Source organism: Alteromonas sp. R7 (assembly GCF_055755235.1).
The window spans coordinates 1-19245 of sequence record NZ_JBVTQX010000001.1; the positions used below are offsets into that span (position 1 = coordinate 1).

Here is a 19245-nt window from a genome sequence, read left to right on the forward strand (position 1 = left end):
TGATGACCCATTGTGGATGGGATGGTGTTATCAATCGTGTAAGGTGAATGCTGATCCCCCGTTTATGGGGTAGAGCCCTTCTTTAGAAGAAGATGGTACCAGTGGGCGGACTTGAACCGCCACGCTATCGCTAGCAACGGATTTTGAATCCGTCATGTCTACCAATTCCATCACACTGGCATTGTGTATGGTTATCAACGTGGTGTTGATGCATGGCATTATAGCGATGCGGCGCGCCTATACAACAACTTTTTAAGCTTTTTGTGATTAAGTGCCGAAAGATTGTTCAAAAGCGTATTTTGCTTTATCTATTTCCTATTAATCAACAGAACGCACACTTTTACCAACGCTGAAGCGTCCAATTAATCGCTACTACCGCGATTACTGACGATGCAATTGGCATTATGGCTTTTGAATATAACCTTACGTTTCTAAGTAAGATAAGTAAGGGCAATAGCAGCGTGACTATGGCAAGTTGACCCAGCTCTACCCCTATATTAAAAGCGAATACATTCATTACCAAGCTGCCCGACTGGGCATTAAGGTCGCCAAACACGCTCGCAAATCCCATTCCATGGAGTAGGCCGAACCCAAAGGTAATAAATCCTAAACGCATGATGATAGGGTACACATTGTTAAGCGCAGTTATAGCCACTGATATAGCAATGCCTAGCTCAACAATACGGCTATCTAGCGTAATAAAATCCAGTGCTGTGGCAGTTAATGTAATCGAGTGCGCTAACGTAAACGTGCTTACTAATATCACCGTACTTTTTATAATGTGCCTTTTGCTTTGCTCTTTCACCCAGCTCTTATTCTCCCTGTAAAGATTAACGGTGAGCAACGTAGCAACCAAAAACAGTATATGGTCTAGCCCAATGAAAATGTGCCAAATTCCCTGATAAACCATCTCCCCAAACTGCGAAATCCAGCTGTTTCCTGTAGCAGAAGCAGTGATAAAAGAGCGTTCATCGCTTAGTACATAAACACGTGTGTGATCGTTTAACGTTACCGTTGTGAGTAGCTTGTGGGTGGGAAAATCGCTAACTATGCCAGTGTATTGTATCGATACTTCGTTTACATATACGCAGTTTACCGACAGCGGGTATACCAGTAATGACTCTGCAGATATATCTCGTATAGAAGGGGGAGCAATACTAACCGTACATCGCGTTTCGCTATCTCGAATCACTAGGTGGTTTTGGATATAGTCGTTTGCCATAGTGTGGTTTCTGTTGACTTCACCCCAGGTCAAATTACCGTCATTATTACTATCTAGCCCTGCTGCTTGTCCTATATCTTCAGGCTTTAGCAAAAGCTCGCCAGACAAAGTGTTATTTGAATCGTTTTTAAGCGTTAAGTAGCCGTTACTCAGTTCGTGTGAATGCGTGAAAACGCTGAAGGCGGCAAAGATGAAAAGTGTGATAAATCTAATCATGACTCGTTTACTGAAGGGCGGGAGAACTTTAAGCATTGGTCGATACTTCATTAGCACGGCGAGCGCGCTCTAGGAGGTTTTTGTCATCTAATGACTGTGCGTATTGCCAGTTTATTTCGGCAAATTTAAGCGCCAGTGGGTAATTGGGCTCAATCTCTAAAAAGTAAGTGGCGACCTGTGCGGCGTGAGAACTGTCTTCTCGCCACACTCGAATTTCCATGTTCTTAGCAAGTTGAGTTTGTACTTCAGAGCGCACAATACCTTGCGCTCGTTCCGCAATGGCCCATTTAAGTAGCAAGCCATCGTCGGCTGTCAATATATCGGGAACGGAGTTGCTAAACCCAGAACTCACTGCCTTATAGTTATTCAACGCAAAATGTGCGTCGGCCCAAACTAACATTGCGCTTATAGGTAGCTTTTTGAATTCTGTTTGTGACAAATGCTCAAGCGCGGCTTCAGCGTTACCAAGTTGAAGCGACATGTCTGCGAGTACTTCATAAAACCACTGGCGCTCCGCAGGTCTCACTGTACTCGTGTAGGTCTCAAAAGCGCTAAGCTTTTTCAAAAATTTTACGTCTTTATTTTGTGAAAAATCAGCGTTAACCATACACGTGAAAGCGATTAAAAAACTTGTTTGCCCTACCAGCTTTTCACAGTTTTCTTTCGCCTTTTTAGCGTTACCTTGCTGAACGTTTATATCTGCCAACAATAACTGTGCAGCTGGAGAGCGAAAGCGGGCTATTTGATTGAGATGTTGCTTGGCTTGTTCGAACTTATGAATGCCTTGAAGTAGTCGAGCTTCTAAAACAACTAAACGCTCTTTTTGACCTGCGTTCAGCGAATCGAATTTTTGTCGCATTATGTTCGTGAACCTAACAATACGCTCTCTCTCATCACCTTTTGCTTGAAGGTATCTACTTGAAGTTAAAATTTTTTCCGCTTCGTCGATACTTGCTATGGATAGCTGCCTAGGCTGCCACGTTGCGATGACGGTATCATAATTGAATTTTTCAGACTGAGCAGATACCGAACAGACTGTTAGGGCTGACAATACGCTCATTATAGGGAGTATGAGAGTACTGCTTCTCATCAACTTCATCAGAACTTCCTTTATAAAAGCCGTCCTTGGCTTTACGGTTGACACTGTGTACTGACCGCTCGTTATTGACCAATCAATAAATCATCGAACGTGGTGTCGTCAGCATCTTGGGTGAACTCGCGCCCGTTAATTGGCAGAGGTTCATCGGTTGGTGCTTGATTAAAGGCGTCACGGGTATAGCTAGAGAACGATACCTGCTGTGCCTCAATCGTAACGCTAACAGTAGCGGTAACTTCTGGATTTACGCCGTCAGAAACGGTGAATGTGAAGCTATCGCTACCTGTTACCTGAGCGTTAGGTGTGTAGGTAAAGCTGCCATCAGCATTAACTTCTGCATTACCTAACGTACCGTTTTCACCAAGCCCGAAGGTAAGTGCATCACCATCGTCATCGGTTGCTGTCAACGTGCCATCAAACGCAATATCTGCTTGCGTCGTTAGCATTTCATCAATGGCTACGGGCGCTGCATTTTCTTCTGGCGCTTGATAATCGTTATCGTCATCACTATCGAAACAACCAGTTAGCGCTAGCACCAATCCAGAAATGACCCACAACTTATGTTTCTGCAAAGGGGCTTGACCCGACTTAACAAACGCGGGGGCATTTGGATTCTTGTTAAATAACCTAATCTTCATAGACATGATGGATCTCCTTATTCAGAGCCAGCAAGTGGTGTTTTTAGGTAAGGAAACGATGAATCAATCATGCTTGCATCTACAGGTGCACCATCAGTGAAAGGTACATTACCTACGCTGGCGTCCTCTGGTGTACAAAGGCCAAGGTCTGTATCTTCACCTGCTACCGGGATGGGATAACACAAACGGCCCATAACAACGCGAAGGGCAATATCAACCACGTCATCACCTGGGCGGCGACCGTTCGGGAATCCTGCTAAGTCATCGCCTGCCACACCAAATGCTGACTGCGATTCGGCTGGCGTTGCTGGGATCCCTGTGTTTAGGCGCAGCATTTCTGATGCTGTTACAGTTGCTTGCTGGTTAACGCCAGGGAAACCTGTAAGGAACGCTGTTACTAAGTCCATACGCGGGAAATTCGTCGGCGCAAGGGTCTCAATATCCGTACCCAGCGTAGTATTCACTGCATCTTTAAACAGAATGTTCAGTAGTTCTGGTAAAGAAGGGTGGGTTACATAATCAGCGAATTGACCGTCTGCACTTGGATGAGAAGTAGAGAATTTGTCTTTATCGCCAATACCGATAACAAGCTCATTTACTAGCGGGCTACCTAAACGAGACACTTGAGTCATCGCACCACCATTAGTCTCAGGTTTCGCAAAAGTAGCATCTGGGTTTAGGATACGCGCTTGCGGCAAGCTTGCCGTGGTCCAACTACCAATTACGCCATTACCTTCACCTGTAACACACGCCTTAGGTACTTCAATAGATAACGCTGTCACGTTTTTATCGGCTAAGTCATCATTCATGGCACTTTGCGTTATACCGCCAGGAAAACCTTCACCATCGCCTGCGCCCGGTGCGCTGTCGCCCTCAACAGGTACATAATTTACCAGGTCGAATGTTTTGCCCAAGTTAACAACGAAGGGGTCTTTACGCTGACCAACAAACACTTTGGCCATGTCATCGCACCCAGGGATGCTGAACGAATAAATAAAGCTTTCAGCATAGCGTACGTATTCCGCTTCACTGGTAAAGGTTTTATTACCAATGTAATCAAGCGGCTTTTTAAACATATCGCCCATGGCGGGATTAAGAGTAGTGCGCGTGCCTGTCTGCATGTCGCCACTCACCATAGTAAGGCTGTACATTTCCGAGAAGTTTGCTGCGCTTGAATCGTCTGCGCTGATACCGCCTACATTTTTAAGCGGTACTTTCACCATTTTCTGTTCGCCTTCAGGGCCTATAGGCAAGGCGATACCTTCGTTATCGGCAGCAAGCATATTGTTAAACTTAAAAACAAAGCTTAAGTCTTCAACCGCGTCGCCATCGCTATCAATATGAATCGCGTAGTGCGCATTCGGGTCCATTGCAAAGTAGTTAGGGCCACCATAGGCATCTTGCAGTGGAATATAATTTGCTATGAAAGTCACATAATCTTCACGGCCTTGTTCATAGCTATTGAAAGCATAAAAGTCGGTGCTATCTAACGCTGGGTGGCGAGTGATATTAGGTGCTTCTCGGTGACTTGACGCTATTGCGCCAGCAGTTACGGCTGCACATGTCACGGCGACAGCCAGTGACAAAGTTTTGCGTTTGAATTGGATCATGTCGAGTCTCTCTGCTTTTTTATGAGTTCAAGAGACCAAACGACTGAGGTTTCACCTTAGATGCAAAAATATTTAAAAAATTAAAATAAAGTTTTTATAAAAAGTAAAAGGCCACGTTTCGTGGCCTTTTGGTGTGCTGCTTTGTGCGTAAAATTACACGGAAACAATCGGCGCTATATATAGCACTTCCGTTGGTGCGCCTGTTACCGAGCCGCCTGGTGCTTCTAAGCTCACTGCTAACGCCGCGATACTTTGATCTAGCAAGATATCTGGTGTCGCGCGCGTGTCGCCATTAACTTCAGGCATCAAGCCGAGAGAAATTGGTGCTTCGCCGTTTGCCGGCACCATCCAAAGCTCATAGTCTTTGTCTGCTAACGCCACAAATGCATCGGTGACCTTAACATTCATGGTTGTGTCAGATACTTCTATTACCCACAATGGCGTGTTATCAGCATTATTGACTACGGCAATATGGGAAACCTCTGGGGTAGGCACAGGTTGCATCAGGAAAAGCAATACGGCTAACACCAATGCAGCAGCTGTGGATATGAACGATAAGTTCTTCCAGCGTTTCTGCTTTTCTTTTTCAAGATCAACTACATTGTCGCTACTGGGTATACTATTAGTAGTCTGACCGACAAACTCTGTATCATTGGCCGCTTTGTGGCCAAGCTTCACTTGTATGCTCTCCCACACGCTGTCAGGTGGTGTCACCGGAGGCAAGGTTTCAGCAAATCCAGTAAGGTATTGCTCCCATTGTGCGGTTGCATCGCTAACAGCCTGATACTGCATCATTAACTTTTGATAGCGCGTACGCGCTTTGCCGCGCAGCGTTCCAACTACATATTCAGCGGCGAGGGCGTTTAATCGCTCTTCTTTTAAATAATTCATAGTGATAGGCACCTCTGCAAGCTTTGCAAGCCTCGTCTTATCCAGCTTTTAATGGTTCCAAGTGGTGACGCCAAGTGAGTTACCACCTCTTGATGCGACATACCATTCACATAGGCTAAATGGATAGCCTGACGCTGCGGTCCATCAAGTTCATCTAAACAAGAGGCCAATTTTGCTTGCTCTGCCTCTAACTTTATTGATTGCGTGGTTTCCATACCTGACGGTGCGTCATCATTTAATTCGACTTCATTTCTTACGTTGTGATAGCGGATTAAATCGAGCGCACGATAGCGAGCTATACTGACCATCCAGGTAAGTACCGTACCTTTGCCTCGTTGATAATTACCGGCGTTATGCCAAATTTTTATATAGGCGTCTTGTGTGGCTTCGTCAGCGAGTTCAGGGCGTTTCAAAAGCCTTAAAGCAACAGCGTAGAGCTGTGGACTGGTTATCTTATAAAGCTCTGCGAACGCTTTTTTGTCGCCGTCTGCGGTTTTACACAGCAGAGGAAACAGAGTTTCGTGTTCCATTGTTGCTCCTATTTTTATCGTTGTAGCGCGGCCATTTGTTTATTGCTCTAACTATTTGGCGGCTACTTCTTAAAGTAGCATGTTTTATATACAACTGCCTGAATGGTTACCTAATCAATAGACAGACCCCAAACAGTAAAGCGTTTATGTATTAATACTTTACTGAAAAGGTAAGGCGAACATTTCTTGGCTCTACAGGGTGATAATGCAAATCCTCAATCCCTTCCTCTGGCTCTCCGGGCAGCCTAGATGCGTAAAAATAATCAATATCGTGATCGTCACTGTCTAGGGCATTGAGTACTTCTAACGTTACGTCCCAAGTTGGCTGGCGATAGGCAACTTGAGCATTCACTAAAAATGTTGACGGCGGTGAAATTTCATCGAAGCTTTCTACGGTGCGAGAGCTTAGGTAGCGGCTTCGTAAGGTATAGCTGAACCCTAGTTGGTTACTTCTTTGATAGTAGGTTAGCCCTGCACTCACCACACCTGGCACGGTGCCATCGATGTGGCGACCTTCGCCTTCAACGCTGTCGCTAAATCGGGCTTTGGTCCACGCAGCTTCAATGTCTGTTGTTAGGTGATGGCTTATCCAGTAGTAGGCACTCACTTCAATGCCGTGTCTCTCGGAGGGGCGACTGGCTTCAGTAAAGCCTGCATCACCAACATATACCAGCTCGCTATCAAGCTCTAGGCGCCACAAGGCAGCAGACAGGTTATAGGTTTTGTTATCGGTATAGTTAACGCCCGCTTCATAGCCAAGGCTCTTTACTAACAAGGGAGCAGCTTCGGTGGCGTCACCACTTACCGGGTCTATATTAATGGTGGCTCCCCGTGCATCGTTGGAATGAAAGCCCTGCCCAACGTTGGCAAATGCGGTAAGTTGGTCTGATACACTGTACTTCAAGCCTGCTTTAAGGGTAAATAAACCGTCACTTTCGCTTCCTGAATTAGCACCAAGATTACTGGTAACGTCCACATCTAAGTAATCGTATCTGCCTCCTAATGAAAGGCTTAATGCGTCACTTAGCACAATGTTTGACTGGGCAAAAAGTGCATAGCTGTTACTGTCTATTTCGTCTTCTCGAATAGTGCCAAAGCGGGTTAAGTTTTGGGTGCGATACAAACCCACGTTTTCAATATCGTCGAAACGCCACTGGCCGCCTAAGGTAATACTGCTTCCATCCGTAAGCGCCAAGGGAAGGGTAGTGAATATTTCACCACCATAAATTTTTCGGTCGTCGGCCTGTTCGAATTGATCGCCTCTCTCTGGGTTATCAAGGAAGTAAGTGAAATTAGAAAAAAGGCTAAGCGTTGTATCTATGGCATACAGTGAAGCATTCCATGTATCACTGGTATAGTTTGCGGAGAGACTATAGCGAGACGAATCGCCGCCAACTTGGGTGTCGATAGAGCCAAGACGGTCTATTATGCCGCTTTCAATAGCGCGCTCAGGTACTTGGTCAGCACCGTTCCAGCTATTATCGTAGGCCATTCCTGTAATGGTGAGTTGGCCGTCTAACAAAGGCGTAATATAACGAATATGGGCGTTTTTCTTTTTTACATCTTCGTCAACGTCAGTCCACGGGCCGTCATAGGTTTGATATTCCAACGCTGTAACAACGCGGTTCTCTCCTGCTTCAAAGTGATTTAATGCAACAGCGCGCTTGAACCCATATTCTCCTAAACCTAAGAACAACTGGTTTTGCTCAAGTGAATCTCTTAAATTGAAGAATGCCCCGCCAGCGCTAGAAAAATCGCCGATGTTGGCATAATAGGTGCCTTTGAAGTAGCTTAGATTGTCGATAAATTCGGGAATAATAAAGTTAAGGTCACTGTAGCCTTGGCCATGTCCGTGGCTTCGCATGTTCACAGGCATACCGTCTACACTCACCGTGAAATCCGTGCCATGGTCGAGGTTAAAACCGCGCAGGAAGTACTGGTTGGCTTTTCCCGAACCACTGTGTTGGGTCACCATCATGCCCGGGATGAATTCGAGTATTTCACCGGCGCGCAACATTGGGCGTTCAATCAAGGTGTCACCAGACACCCATCCCTGCGAAGCCGAGATAAACTCTCCGTCTTTTACAGATGAGTCACCACGTACTCGAATATGCTCAATATTACCTTCGGGGTCGTCTAACGCCATTGCAGCGCCCATACCAAGCGAAAATGAGCTAGCGAGAAGTGTTGTTACCAGAGTTTTTGCTGTCACCGTATTTACGTCCATTATCCGTTTGTAATAGCAATAACGATTAACAATGGTTAATGGATGCAAAAAGGTGGAAATCATTTTTCTTTGCTTATTGCACTATTAAATGCCGTTAACTAAGGCTTATGTTGTTTAAGCGATGTGGCGCTTGTGTCAAAATAAACGCTGTTGTTAATGAAGCGAAGAGAAGCCCGTGGCGAGACACGACAAAAAAGCCAAGAAGAAGTCCTCATCATCTAATCACTTAAAGGCGAAGGATGATAAAAACGCGCCCAACTCAGAATCAGACAGTTCATCGCTTGAGCGAGCTGGATTCGTTAGGCGTTTGTTGGCAATGATTTACGACACGCTCGTGGCTACTGCCGTAGGGATGTGTGCGGCCATGGTCATGATCGTAACGCTGGTGGTCATGCTGAAAAATGGCGCCCTTGACCTGCAAGGCTATGCTGAACCTGCCGATCTGATTCAGGCCTCTTTTGGTTATAAGCTGCTTATTCAAACGTGGGTGGGCTTGTGGATAGCTGGGTTTTTCTTGTGGTTCTGGCGCAGGGGCGGGCAAACCCTAGGCATGCGTGCATGGCGTTTGCGAATTTACAGCACGGTTGAAGAGCCAATGACCTGGCCACGCTTGTTCATTCGCCTAATAGCATCGTTAGGTGGTCTAGGCACCTTACTTGTTTTGTTTGATTTTAAAAATAAACAATCACTGCAAGACCGACTGGCAAAGACCGAAGTGCTGAAGTTGACCAAAGAAGCGAACGACCACAAGAGCTGGTAAACGTGCTTTGTAAGGCGCTAAAAAATAACAAAAAAAGAGGCTGCAAGCTCTTTTTATTAGTTTTGACTGTTGAAGTAGACGAATGTGATAGCTTGATCAACGCCTCAACATTACCCCTGCAATGGCCGCAAACAGTAAGCTAGGCAGTAAGGCGCCAAGGAATGGTGGCAGCTGATAGACTAAACTCACTGGGCCAAATACTTCATTGAGAATAAAGAAACCGAAGCCTGTCAGTACGCCCATGATCACGCGAGCGCCCATTGTAACGCTACGCAGCGGGCCAAAGATGAACGACAATGCCATTAACAGCATTACGCCTACCGAAATAGGTTGGAATACCTTGCGCCACAAGGCGAGTTGATAACGAGAAGGGTCTTGATCGTTATTTTCTAGGTAGTTCACGTAATCCAGCAGCCCAGTAATAGATAAAGCCTCTGGCTTAACCGCAACAATGCCTAGTTTGTCTGGTGTCAGTGTTGAATTCCAACGCATGCGGTTATTTTCATCTACTGTAACATTCGTTTCAGTAAACTTGGTTACTTCAACGTCGCTTAGCCACCAACCGTCGCCGTCGAAGGCCCCATTTTTAGCGTGAGTAATGCTCTCTAGCGACAAGTCAGGGTTAAAGCTAAATATGCTCACATCTTTGAGAGAGTCTTGGCTTAACACCTGACCTATGCTTACAAATCGGTCGCCATCCTTTGCCCACACCAGCTTATCGGAAGAAAATAAACTACCGCCTGAAATGGCTTCAGTTCTTATCTGTTTTGCCTTGGTTTCACTGTACGGGGTGACCCACTCGCCAACGGCCATCACTAATAAGATCATTACAAGGGTCGACTTCATGGCTGAGTTTATGATGTTCCAGCGGCTCATACCTGCGGCCTGCATCACTACCAATTCGCTATTGCTAGCCAGTACGCCCATGCCAATAAGGCCGCCCAGCAATGTTGCCATAGGGAAGAACTGCTCTAAGTCGCGAGGCAAGCTTAGCAATACGTAGATAAAAGCGACCAGCATGTCATAGTCGCCTTCGCCAATTTTTCGCAGCTGTTCTACAAATTTAATAAGCGCGCTTAAGCCAATTAGTACACTAAGCGTAACGGTAATAGTGCCTAACAGCGTACGGGCGATATATAAATCGAGGATCTTAAACATCTACTTTTTCCCCAATATCCAAGCGCGAAGCTCAGTGCCGGTTTTTCTGTCTCGCACAATCAACATGACACCAATAATCAGCATGATGGTATGCACCCACCATAAGCCAAGCTGAGGTGGCATTTTGCCGTCTTCTAACACTCGTCTACTCGCAAGCAGCAGCAAGAAGTATCCCAAGTAAAGCAGGATGGCAGGGAACATTTTACCAAAGCGCCCCTGACGCGGGTCGACTGCGCTTAGCGGCACAGCAATTAGTACTAAAAACGGAATGGAAAGCGGTATGGCAATACGCCACTGAAGTTCTGCTCTAGCTTCAATACTGTCGTCTTCCCACAGTTCGTTAGTAGGCAGTACGCTTACCTTACGACGAGTTTCGTCGGCAGGTTTATCGGCAATCTGAATTTGGTATTCGTCAAATTCTACTTTGCGGAAAGCCTTTTCAGATTGCTTTCCTTCGTACTGTACCCCTTCTTTCAGTACAAGGTTTCGCGTGCCGTCAGGGTTATTTGCCACTTCACCAGTTTGTGCATACACAACGCGCACGTCGCCTTCGCTATCGTCTGTTTGATTTTGCGATAAAAACACACGTTGTAGCTTATCGTTATTGTCTACATCGTGAACAAAAATAACCGCTTTTTCGTTACCGGTTTGCTGGAATCTACCTGGCATTAGCGCCGATATTCCCGCCTCATTTCTGGCTTTTTCTCGCAGCTGATACTCGTTCTCTGCAGCCAATGGCGCGAAATAAAGGGTAATTGCGCCTGTGACTATCATGATAAGTACAGACAAGAACAGCATTACCCGCGTTACATACCATTCACTGATACCACAGGCTCGCATTACGGTCATTTCACTGTCTACATACAGCCTGCCATGTGCCAGCATAATGCCCAAATAGGCGCTGATAGGCAGCACTAATGAAGAGAGGATAGGGGCATATAAACCTAGGAAGCCAAGCACTAGCCCAGCGGGAATATCACCGTCCGAGGCGTCGCCCAAAACGCGCACAAATCGCAAGGTGACAAAAATTGCCATTAGGATAAAGAAAATCGCTAACTGAGATTTCAGCGTTTCCTTAAGTAAATAGCGGAATATCAGCATCTCAGCCCTTCCGGAAAATTAGGAATTTTAGTGAAAGAAAGCACAATTTTGTTTAAACTTACCGTTTTTACAAGTTTTGCCTGCAATCATAAACCGTTTGCATGGTGTTTTGACGCAAATTTAACCTATATTCAATAGGTCTTTAAGCGTGAATTGCAGCGAACTAAAAAGTTATGCTGCGTATTAAAACATAAAGCAGCGCGAAACGTTACGTGATTTTAGTCATCGTGCAAACCATAAACGACGAAAAGCGAGGTGATATCGTGGAGTTTAGTGTAAAAAGTGGCAGTCCTGAAAAGCAACGCAGCGCATGTATTGTTGTAGGTGTCTTCGAGCCGCGCCGCCTAACGGCAGTGGCTGAACAGCTAGACGAAATCAGTGAAGGTTATATCAGCAACTTGTTACGCCGTGGCGACCTTGAAGGTAAAGCCGGCCAAATGTTGTTGCTACACAACGTGCCAAATGTACTAAGCGAGCGCGTGCTTCTAGTCGGTTGTGGTAAAGAGCGCGAATTAGACGAGCGCCAGTACAAAAACATAATCGCCAAAACCATTCAAACATTGAATGAAACAGGCTCGATGGAAGCGGTATGTTTCCTTACCGAACTTCACGTTAAAGGTCGCGATACCTACTGGAAAGTACGTCAGGCAGTAGAAGCAACTGAAGACACGCTTTACACCTTTATGCAGCTTAAAACCAAGAAAGGCGAACCACGTCGCCCACTGCGTAAAATTGTATTTAACGTACCTACACGCCGTGAACTTACTGTGGGTGAACGTGCAGTTGAGCATGGTTTAGCGGTTGCTCGTGGTGCGAAAGTGACCAAAGATGTGGCTAACATGCCGCCAAACATCTGTAACCCAGCGTACCTATGGCAGCAGGCGCAAGAGCTTGCCAGCCAGTACGACAGCGTAACCGCTGAAGTCGTTGATGAAACCCAAATGGCAGAGCTTGGTATGCAAGCGTATTTGGCTGTAGGTCGTGGTTCAGACAACGAAAGTATGATGAGTATTATGCATCATCGCGGTGGCCCAGCTGATCAAGCCCCAATTGTACTTGTAGGTAAAGGCCTTACGTTCGATTCAGGCGGCATTTCAATTAAGCCAGGCGAAGCCATGGATGAAATGAAGTACGACATGGGTGGTGCTGCAGGCGTACTGGGTACCATGCACACTATCGCGGCGCTGAATCTGCCCATTAACGTTATTGGTGTATTGGCAGGCTGTGAAAACATGCCAGATGGCAAAGCGTACCGTCCGGGTGACATTCTAACGACTATGTCGGGTCAAACCGTTGAAGTGCTAAACACTGATGCCGAAGGCCGTTTAGTATTATGCGACGCGCTAACCTATGTAGAGCGCTTCGACCCAGAGCTAGTAATTGACGTAGCCACGCTAACTGGCGCAGCGATTATCGCACTTGGTCACCATGCAACAGCGGTAATGAGTACGCACAATCCGCTTGCTCACGAACTACTTAATGCGTCAGAGCAAAGCTCAGATCGCGCATGGCGTCTACCGCTATGGGACGATTACCAAGAGCAGCTTGAAAGCCCGTTTGCCGACATGACGAACCTTGGTGGTCGCCCAGCAGGGTCAATTACTGCGGGTTGTTTCTTGTCGCGCTTCACTAAGAAGTACAACTGGGCTCACCTTGATATTGCCGGTACGGCATGGCGCAGTGGTAAGAACAAAGGCGCAACAGGCCGTCCAGTGCCTATGCTGTCTCAGTTCCTAATGAACCGCGCTGATATCAAGTTAGAGGACTAATCATTCATGCCACAAGTGATATTTTATCAACTTACCAGCAGTGACAATGGTGTGGCAGGCCGCGCCAGCGAAGTTATTGCATCAGCGTTTGCCAATAAGCAAAAAATTAGCGTGCTGTGCGATACACAGGCGCAGGCTGAAGAAGTTGATGAATTGTTGTGGCAGCTGCCGGCTGACCGCTTTGTGCCCCATAACCTTTATGGTGAAGGGCCGCAATCGGGAACGCCGGTGGAAATTTGTTGGCGGCCAGAGCAGGTAGCCAGACGACAAATGGTGGTTAATGTGGGGTCCGGTATGGTGCCTACACCCAACCAGCATCGTCAAATCATCGATTTTGTACCCGTGGACGAGAACGCCAAACAGGCCGCGCGGGTAAGATACAAAAACTATCAGCAAGCTGGATGCAACATGCAGTTCAAATCTGCATAAGTCATTCGCGTTTAGCTTCAATTTGAGAGTGTGTAATGGATAAAACCTTCGAACCGCAGTCCATCGAGCAGCAATGCTACAAGTCATGGGAAGAGGCGGGTTTATTTAAAGCTTCAGGTAGCGGCGACCCTTATTGTATTTTGCTTCCGCCACCAAACGTTACCGGTAGCCTTCATATGGGCCATGGTTTCCAGCAAACCATTATGGACGCCTTAACCCGTTATCACCGCATGAAGGGCGACAATACGCTATGGCAAGTGGGTACTGACCACGCCGGTATTGCTACCCAAATGGTGGTAGAACGCCAACTTAACGCACAAGGCAAGACGCGCCACGATTTAGGTCGCGAAGACTTCATTAAGAAAGTGTGGGAATGGAAAGAGCACAGCGGCGGAACGATCACCGGTCAAATGCGCCGTCTAGGTACGTCTCCTGACTGGTCTCGCGAAGTGTTTACCATGGACGAAGACCTGTCTAAAGCCGTAACTGAAGTATTCGTTAAGCTACACGAAGAAGGCCTTATTTACCGCGGTAAGCGTTTGGTTAACTGGGATCCAGTGCTTCACACTGCAGTATCTGATCTTGAAGTACTGAACGAAGAAGAAGACGGCCACATGTGGCACATGCGCTACCCACTTGCAGATGGTAGCGGTGAGCTAGTGGTTGCGACAACGCGTCCTGAAACTATGCTAGGTGATACCGCGGTTGCGGTACACCCAGATGACGAGCGTTACCAAGGCTTTATCGGCAAAGAAATTAAGCTACCGATTACTGGCCGTTTAATTCCGGTTATCGCCGATGACTATGTCGATCAAGAATTCGGTACAGGCTGCGTTAAAATTACGCCTGCTCACGACTTCAACGACTACGATATGGGTAAGCGTCATAACTTGCCTATGATCAACATTCTTACCGACGATGCGAAAATTAATGATGATGCGCCAGAAGCATATCGCGGTTTAGATCGCTTCGACGCCCGTAAGCAAATTGTTGCTGATTTAGACGCACAAGGCGCATTGGTTAAGATTGAGCCGCACAAGCTTAAAGTGCCGCGTGGCGACAGAACAGGTGCGGTAATTGAACCCTACCTAACTGACCAGTGGTATGTAGCCGTTGAGTCTCTTGCTAAACCTGCAATTGAAGCGGTTGAAAGCGGCGAAATTCGTTTTGTGCCAGAGAACTGGAACAAGACTTACTACCAGTGGATGCACAACATTCAAGACTGGTGTATTTCACGTCAGCTGTGGTGGGGACACCGCATTCCGGCGTGGTACGACGAAAACGGTAACGTTTTTGTTGGCCGCACCGAAGAAGAAGTGCGTGAAAAACACGGCCTTGGCAGTGACGTAACCCTTTCACAAGACGATGATGTACTAGATACCTGGTTCTCAAGCGCACTATGGCCGTTCGCGACCATGGGCTGGCCAGAAGAAACGCCAGATCTAGAAACCTTTGTACCGTCTTCAGTGCTAGTAACCGGCTTTGACATCATCTTCTTCTGGGTTGCCAGAATGATCATGATGACCAAGAAGTTCACGGGCAAAATTCCGTTTAAAGACATCTACATTACTGGTCTTATCCGCGATGAGAATGGCGATAAAATGTCAAAGTCGAAGGGCAACGTGCTTGACCCCATCGATTTGATTGACGGTATTGATATTGAATCGCTTGTGACTAAACGCACTGCTGGCATGATGCAGCCTCAGCTTGCTGAGAAGATTGCCAAGCGTACTCGCAAGCAATTCCCAGACGGCATTCAGGCCTACGGTACAGACGCATTGCGCTTTACCTTTGCCGCTATGGCGTCAACCAGCCGCGATATCAACTTTGATATGGCCCGTGTTGAAGGCTACCGCAACTTCTGTAACAAAATTTGGAATGCATCGCGTTTCGTATTGATGAACACAGAAGAGCACGATACAGGTCGCGACGGTGGTGAAATGGTGCTTAGCATGGCCGATCGCTGGATTTGGGCTAAGTTCCAACAAACGCTGGTTGAGTTTGAAAAAGCGCTTGAAGACTACCGTTTCGATATTGCAGCACAAACCGTTTACGAGTTCACCTGGAACCAGTTCTGTGACTGGTATCTAGAGCTTACTAAGCCAGTGCTTAACAATGACGCCAGCACCGAAGCTGAAAAGCGCGGTACACGTCATACGCTTATTAACGTACTTGAAAGCCTGCTTCGCTTGTTGCACCCACTAATGCCATTTATCACCGACACTATCTGGCAGCGCGTTGTGCCACTAAGTGCACTTAAGGTGGAAGAGGGCGCAAGCATTATGGTTCAGGCATTCCCTGAAGTTGATGCAGCGAAACAAGACGACAAAGTACTAGCTGATATCGAGTGGGTGAAGAAGTTTATCGTGGGTATTCGTAATATCCGTGGTGAAATGGATATCTCGCCAAACAAACCACTTAATGCGCTACTTAAAAACGTAAGCGACGAAGACGCGCGTCGTCTTGATGCGGCTAAGGCATTCCTAGATAAGCTTTCTAAGCTTGAAACCGTAACCATATTAAAAGACGGTGAAGAAGCGCCAGCCAGCGCAACAGCACTTGTGGGTGAGATGGAAATTCTTATCCCAATGGCAGGGCTTATCGACAAAGACGCAGAGCTTGCTCGTATTACTAAAGCCATGGAGAAAATCGAGAAAGATGTATCTCGTACTCGCGGCAAATTGGGTAACGAGAAGTTCGTAAGTAATGCGCCAGAAGCGGTAATTGAAAAGGAACGCGCTAAGTTGGAAGAGGGTGAAAAAGCCCTAGCCAAACTTAAAGAGCAGTTCGAGACCATTAAAGCGCTTTAAGTGCAGCCCCTAGAACGGGTTGTGTCGATACAAATTAGAAGGGTTACCGAAAGGTAACCCTTTTTTATTAGCAATTGAACAGGCCCTAAACATAGCGCTGTTTGCCTAAGTACTGTTTTAACATGCCTATCAATGATTTTTGCTTTATTGGCTTGGTGAGGTAGTCGTTCATACCCGCGTCTATCGCGCTTTGTTTATCTTCCTTCATTGCATTGGCCGAAAGGCCGATAATAGGTACGCCAGTAAAGCCTTTTTCGCGGAGTTGTTTGGTTGCCTCATAACCGTCCATCACTGGCATTTGTACATCCATCAATATTAGGTCGTACTGCGGGGCATTTTCTACTTTTTGCACGGCTTGCTTGCCGTCTTCTGCAATATCGAAAGTAAGCCCAAGATTGGTAAGCATTTCTCCGGTGACGAGTTGATTTATATTATTGTCTTCTACTAAAAGCACGTGGCCTTCTAGCGATGTTGCTTCCGCTTCTTCACTAAAATGATGTCCGTCATAACTTGCATCTTTAGATATCACCTGATGAACAAAACGCTCAAATTGCGCAGGTGTGAATGGATGCATGATAAGTGGGCCTTTCCATAGCGTGTCATATTTAGCTTGTAGCGCGCTGCCTGCACTTTCCATTACCAGGCCTACCGACTTCCCTTGTTCTAGCAAGGTGTTTAACCAAGCAATATTCTGTCTGAATTCACTGAACTCATGGATATCTACAATGATATGTTCAGGTAAAGCGGCGGTATTTTTGGCATCTTCTATTGATAGCGTTGATTTAGTTGGCAGCTGTATCTGGTTGCAATAAGCCACAGGCAGCAATGCTGCTTCAGTAATATAAAGGCTATCAACAGGTAGCTGAGGTGTTTGTTCAAGCACGCCTGGTTGGTTTTTAAATGCTTTCAGCGGTAGTTCAACTTCAAACGTACTGCCTTTTCCCATAGTAGAAGTGGCATCAAGGCGGCCGTTCATAAGTTCAGTAAGCTGGCTTACAATCGCAAGGCCTAGGCCGGTACCTCCGTATTTTCTGTTGGTTGAACCGTCGGCTTGAGTGAAAGGCTTAAATATTCTATCTAGCTGGGCTGCACTCATACCTATGCCGGAGTCGGTAATTCGCATGGTAAGGTTTAACACGTTCCCTTTTTCGTTCAAGTTGCCATCAAACTCAATATCTATACGCCCTTGCTCGGTGAACTTCACAGCATTGTTGCCTATATTCATAATTATTTGGGCAATGCGCAGTGGGTCGCCAATTACTTGCGGAGGTATCTTTGGATTTACCGTAAAGTGCACCGATAAATTCTTTTCTTTTGCGCGTAGTGCAATGACTGCAATGAGGTTGTCGAACAGTGAATGCAAAGAAAAGCTCACTTCCTCAATCTTCAATTTACCCGCTTCAATTTTTGAGAAGTCGAGAATATCGTTAATTACGCTCAATAATATTTGCCCAGAATACGCTGCCTTGTCGAGATACCCTTTAACAGTAGTGGACAGCTCTTGCTGTTGCGCCAGTTCTATTAGCCCGATAATGCCATTCATCGGCGTGCGGATTTCATGACTCATATTGGCTAAAAACATACTCTTTGACGCGGTTGCTTGCTCCGCTTTTATTTTCGCCTCAGTAATCGCTTTATTTAAGCTTTCAAGCTGAGAGTTCATGGTTCTTGCTTCATCTAGCAGTTTTTCTGTCTCTCGGTTTTTATCACTAAAAACAAGCGCCGCTTTTGCTAGCTTGCCAATCTCATCTTTTCGACTGCTGCCAGGAATATTGGAAATTTGTACGCCTTGGGCAAGTTTGTTGAAAACTTGAGTGATAGAGCGGATAGGGCCCAATATGCGAAACATGGCAAACAGCGCGGCTGAGAGGGCGAGTAGAATGGCAACAAGAGAAAATAACTCTCCGTTACGCTGTGTGCTTTCAGCTAGTGTGTAGGTGCGTTGAGTCGCAATTTCAGAGTCTGTGGTTACTTTTTTGGCCAGCTCACCGCTTAAATAGAGAAATTCATTGGCAGAACCCGCCATGACTACGTTAACCAAGAATAAATTACCTTGGGTTATCTGGGTTAGCTTAACGAAATCGGCTTTAATTTTTTCCGACAATCGCTCCACTCTTTCCTGAAGGGATGTATTTTTCGTTAGCGTTAATTTGCGTAGTGAATCTGCGGCTTCGTTGAATGCTCGAATAAAACCCATGTCGGGTTTCATCAGATATTTCAACATCGCATTTTCTGCCCGAATAAGAAGCGTCTTTGCCTGCTCTTCAGAGGCAGCAGAGATATCGCCGTTTGTTTTAGCGTCACTCAGTATCTTTTCCAGTAACGTAATATCAGATAGGGTGCCTCTTGCTATGAGGTTATCCCTTTCAGAGCGCGCATCGACAACTTGAGTAAAGTTCTCCTGATAGGCGTTAAGGTGCTCCTTCATTCTTGAAAGGATATGGTTGTCTTCCTGTATTTCCTTGTCTTCGTCTACCAGGGCTAACTTGTCGAGTTTGGTGTTAATAGTCACCATGAGTCGACTGAAGCGAGTAATGGCTGATTTGCTCGCGTTCTCTTTGAATATGAGCACGTTGCGCTGTAAGTCCACCACATCCCGTTCAAGTTCCTTAACAAGTGCAACATCAACTACTGCCTTTGACGCTGATGCCACGCCTTTGTTTAGGACTTCTTGGTTTTCTCTAGCAATAAACCCCTGTGCCAATATAAGCGCTATAAGAGCGAGTAGCACGGTGATAAGCTGAATTCGAATTGAGGATAACATGTGAACTAAAAAAGCCTTATTCCA

General features: G+C 46.3%; 14 protein-coding genes and 1 tRNA gene. 4 read left to right on the plus strand and 11 right to left on the minus strand.

Going from position 1 to position 19245, the window contains the following annotated elements:
• Nucleotides 1-93 precede the first annotated feature (93 nt).
• The 8 genes from AC0J2X_RS00005 to AC0J2X_RS00040 all read right to left on the minus strand — a co-directional run bounded on the left by AC0J2X_RS00005 (nucleotide 94) and on the right by AC0J2X_RS00040 (nucleotide 8430).
• Nucleotides 94-180: transfer RNA gene (locus AC0J2X_RS00005), tRNA-Leu, on the minus strand.
• Between the two features lie 160 nt (nucleotides 181-340).
• On the minus strand, nucleotides 341-1438 hold the full coding sequence (locus AC0J2X_RS00010; protein ID WP_278711791.1) for a HupE/UreJ family protein: 1098 nt from the start codon (nucleotides 1436-1438) through the stop codon (nucleotides 341-343).
• Nucleotides 1439-1466: 28 nt separating this feature from the next.
• Nucleotides 1467-2537, minus strand: coding sequence for a hypothetical protein (locus AC0J2X_RS00015; RefSeq protein WP_239241161.1), 1071 nt, complete (start codon nucleotides 2535-2537; stop codon nucleotides 1467-1469).
• Between the two features lie 62 nt (nucleotides 2538-2599).
• A complete protein-coding gene (locus tag AC0J2X_RS00020) occupies nucleotides 2600-3178 on the minus strand; it encodes an Ig-like domain-containing protein (RefSeq protein ID WP_278345963.1) in 579 nt (192 codons plus the stop codon).
• An 11-nt stretch (nucleotides 3179-3189) separates the two neighbouring features.
• A complete protein-coding gene (locus tag AC0J2X_RS00025) occupies nucleotides 3190-4782 on the minus strand; it encodes a DUF4331 domain-containing protein (RefSeq protein ID WP_239241163.1) in 1593 nt (530 codons plus the stop codon).
• Between the two features lie 153 nt (nucleotides 4783-4935).
• Nucleotides 4936-5673 (minus strand): anti-sigma factor, encoded by a 738-nt coding sequence (locus AC0J2X_RS00030; protein ID WP_049588265.1) that lies wholly within the window; start codon nucleotides 5671-5673, stop codon nucleotides 4936-4938.
• The gene (locus AC0J2X_RS00035; RefSeq protein WP_014977297.1) at nucleotides 5670-6203 is read right to left on the minus strand and encodes a sigma-70 family RNA polymerase sigma factor; all 534 of its coding nucleotides are present in this window, start codon (nucleotides 6201-6203) and stop codon (nucleotides 5670-5672) included. The genes AC0J2X_RS00030 and AC0J2X_RS00035 overlap by 4 nt, the downstream gene beginning before the upstream one ends.
• Nucleotides 6204-6354: 151 nt before the next feature.
• Entirely contained in the window at nucleotides 6355-8430 is a 2076-nt protein-coding gene (locus AC0J2X_RS00040; RefSeq protein WP_341459741.1) for a TonB-dependent receptor, read from the minus strand.
• Nucleotides 8431-8605: 175 nt separating this feature from the next.
• Between AC0J2X_RS00040 and AC0J2X_RS00045 the strand changes: the two genes are divergently transcribed.
• Complete coding sequence (locus tag AC0J2X_RS00045; protein WP_156086876.1) at nucleotides 8606-9190, plus strand: RDD family protein; 585 nt, start codon at nucleotides 8606-8608, stop codon at nucleotides 9188-9190.
• A 96-nt stretch (nucleotides 9191-9286) separates the two neighbouring features.
• On the opposite strand, the gene lptG is transcribed toward AC0J2X_RS00045, so the two are convergent.
• Nucleotides 9287-10348: an LPS export ABC transporter permease LptG gene (gene lptG, locus AC0J2X_RS00050; RefSeq protein WP_014977294.1), complete on the minus strand. Its 1062-nt coding sequence runs from the start codon at nucleotides 10346-10348 to the stop codon at nucleotides 9287-9289.
• Nucleotides 10349-11449 carry an LPS export ABC transporter permease LptF gene (gene lptF, locus AC0J2X_RS00055; RefSeq protein WP_014950603.1) on the minus strand — a complete coding sequence of 367 codons (1101 nt, stop codon included), beginning with the start codon at nucleotides 11447-11449 and terminating at the stop codon, nucleotides 10349-10351. It abuts the gene before it with no gap.
• A 263-nt stretch (nucleotides 11450-11712) separates the two neighbouring features.
• On the opposite strand from lptF, the gene pepA reads away from it, so the two are divergent.
• From pepA to AC0J2X_RS00070, 3 genes are read left to right on the plus strand one after another with little or no spacing between them, the layout of a single operon-like run.
• On the plus strand, nucleotides 11713-13218 hold the full coding sequence (gene pepA, locus AC0J2X_RS00060; RefSeq protein WP_014950602.1) for a leucyl aminopeptidase: 1506 nt from the start codon (nucleotides 11713-11715) through the stop codon (nucleotides 13216-13218).
• A 6-nt stretch (nucleotides 13219-13224) separates the two neighbouring features.
• Nucleotides 13225-13647, plus strand: coding sequence for a DNA polymerase III subunit chi (locus AC0J2X_RS00065; RefSeq protein ID WP_039226120.1), 423 nt, complete (start codon nucleotides 13225-13227; stop codon nucleotides 13645-13647).
• Between the two features lie 35 nt (nucleotides 13648-13682).
• Nucleotides 13683-16457: a valine--tRNA ligase gene (locus AC0J2X_RS00070; protein WP_168462826.1), complete on the plus strand. Its 2775-nt coding sequence runs from the start codon at nucleotides 13683-13685 to the stop codon at nucleotides 16455-16457.
• An 85-nt stretch (nucleotides 16458-16542) separates the two neighbouring features.
• Here the strand turns inward: AC0J2X_RS00070 and AC0J2X_RS00075 are convergent, their stop codons facing one another.
• On the minus strand, nucleotides 16543-19221 hold the full coding sequence (locus AC0J2X_RS00075; RefSeq protein WP_278711793.1) for a hybrid sensor histidine kinase/response regulator: 2679 nt from the start codon (nucleotides 19219-19221) through the stop codon (nucleotides 16543-16545).
• Nucleotides 19222-19245 lie beyond the last annotated feature (24 nt).

Excerpts from the sequence above, each read along its gene's own strand:
- AC0J2X_RS00010 (WP_278711791.1), bottom strand. The coding sequence starts at position 1,438 with ATGATTAGATTTATCACACTTTTCATCTTTGCCGCCTTCAGCGTTTTC.
- AC0J2X_RS00015 (WP_239241161.1), bottom strand. The coding sequence starts at position 2,537 with ATGAAGTTGATGAGAAGCAGTACTCTCATACTCCCTATAATGAGCGTA.
- AC0J2X_RS00020 (WP_278345963.1), bottom strand. The coding sequence starts at position 3,178 with ATGTCTATGAAGATTAGGTTATTTAACAAGAATCCAAATGCCCCCGCG.
- AC0J2X_RS00025 (WP_239241163.1), bottom strand. The coding sequence starts at position 4,782 with ATGATCCAATTCAAACGCAAAACTTTGTCACTGGCTGTCGCCGTGACA.
- AC0J2X_RS00030 (WP_049588265.1), bottom strand. The coding sequence starts at position 5,673 with ATGAATTATTTAAAAGAAGAGCGATTAAACGCCCTCGCCGCTGAATAT.
- AC0J2X_RS00035 (WP_014977297.1), bottom strand. The coding sequence starts at position 6,203 with ATGGAACACGAAACTCTGTTTCCTCTGCTGTGTAAAACCGCAGACGGC.
- AC0J2X_RS00040 (WP_341459741.1), bottom strand. The coding sequence starts at position 8,430 with ATGGACGTAAATACGGTGACAGCAAAAACTCTGGTAACAACACTTCTC.
- lptG (WP_014977294.1), bottom strand. The coding sequence starts at position 10,348 with ATGTTTAAGATCCTCGATTTATATATCGCCCGTACGCTGTTAGGCACT.
- lptF (WP_014950603.1), bottom strand. The coding sequence starts at position 11,449 with ATGCTGATATTCCGCTATTTACTTAAGGAAACGCTGAAATCTCAGTTA.
- AC0J2X_RS00065 (WP_039226120.1), top strand. The coding sequence starts at position 13,225 with ATGCCACAAGTGATATTTTATCAACTTACCAGCAGTGACAATGGTGTG.
- AC0J2X_RS00070 (WP_168462826.1), top strand. The coding sequence starts at position 13,683 with ATGGATAAAACCTTCGAACCGCAGTCCATCGAGCAGCAATGCTACAAG.
- AC0J2X_RS00075 (WP_278711793.1), bottom strand. The coding sequence starts at position 19,221 with ATGTTATCCTCAATTCGAATTCAGCTTATCACCGTGCTACTCGCTCTT.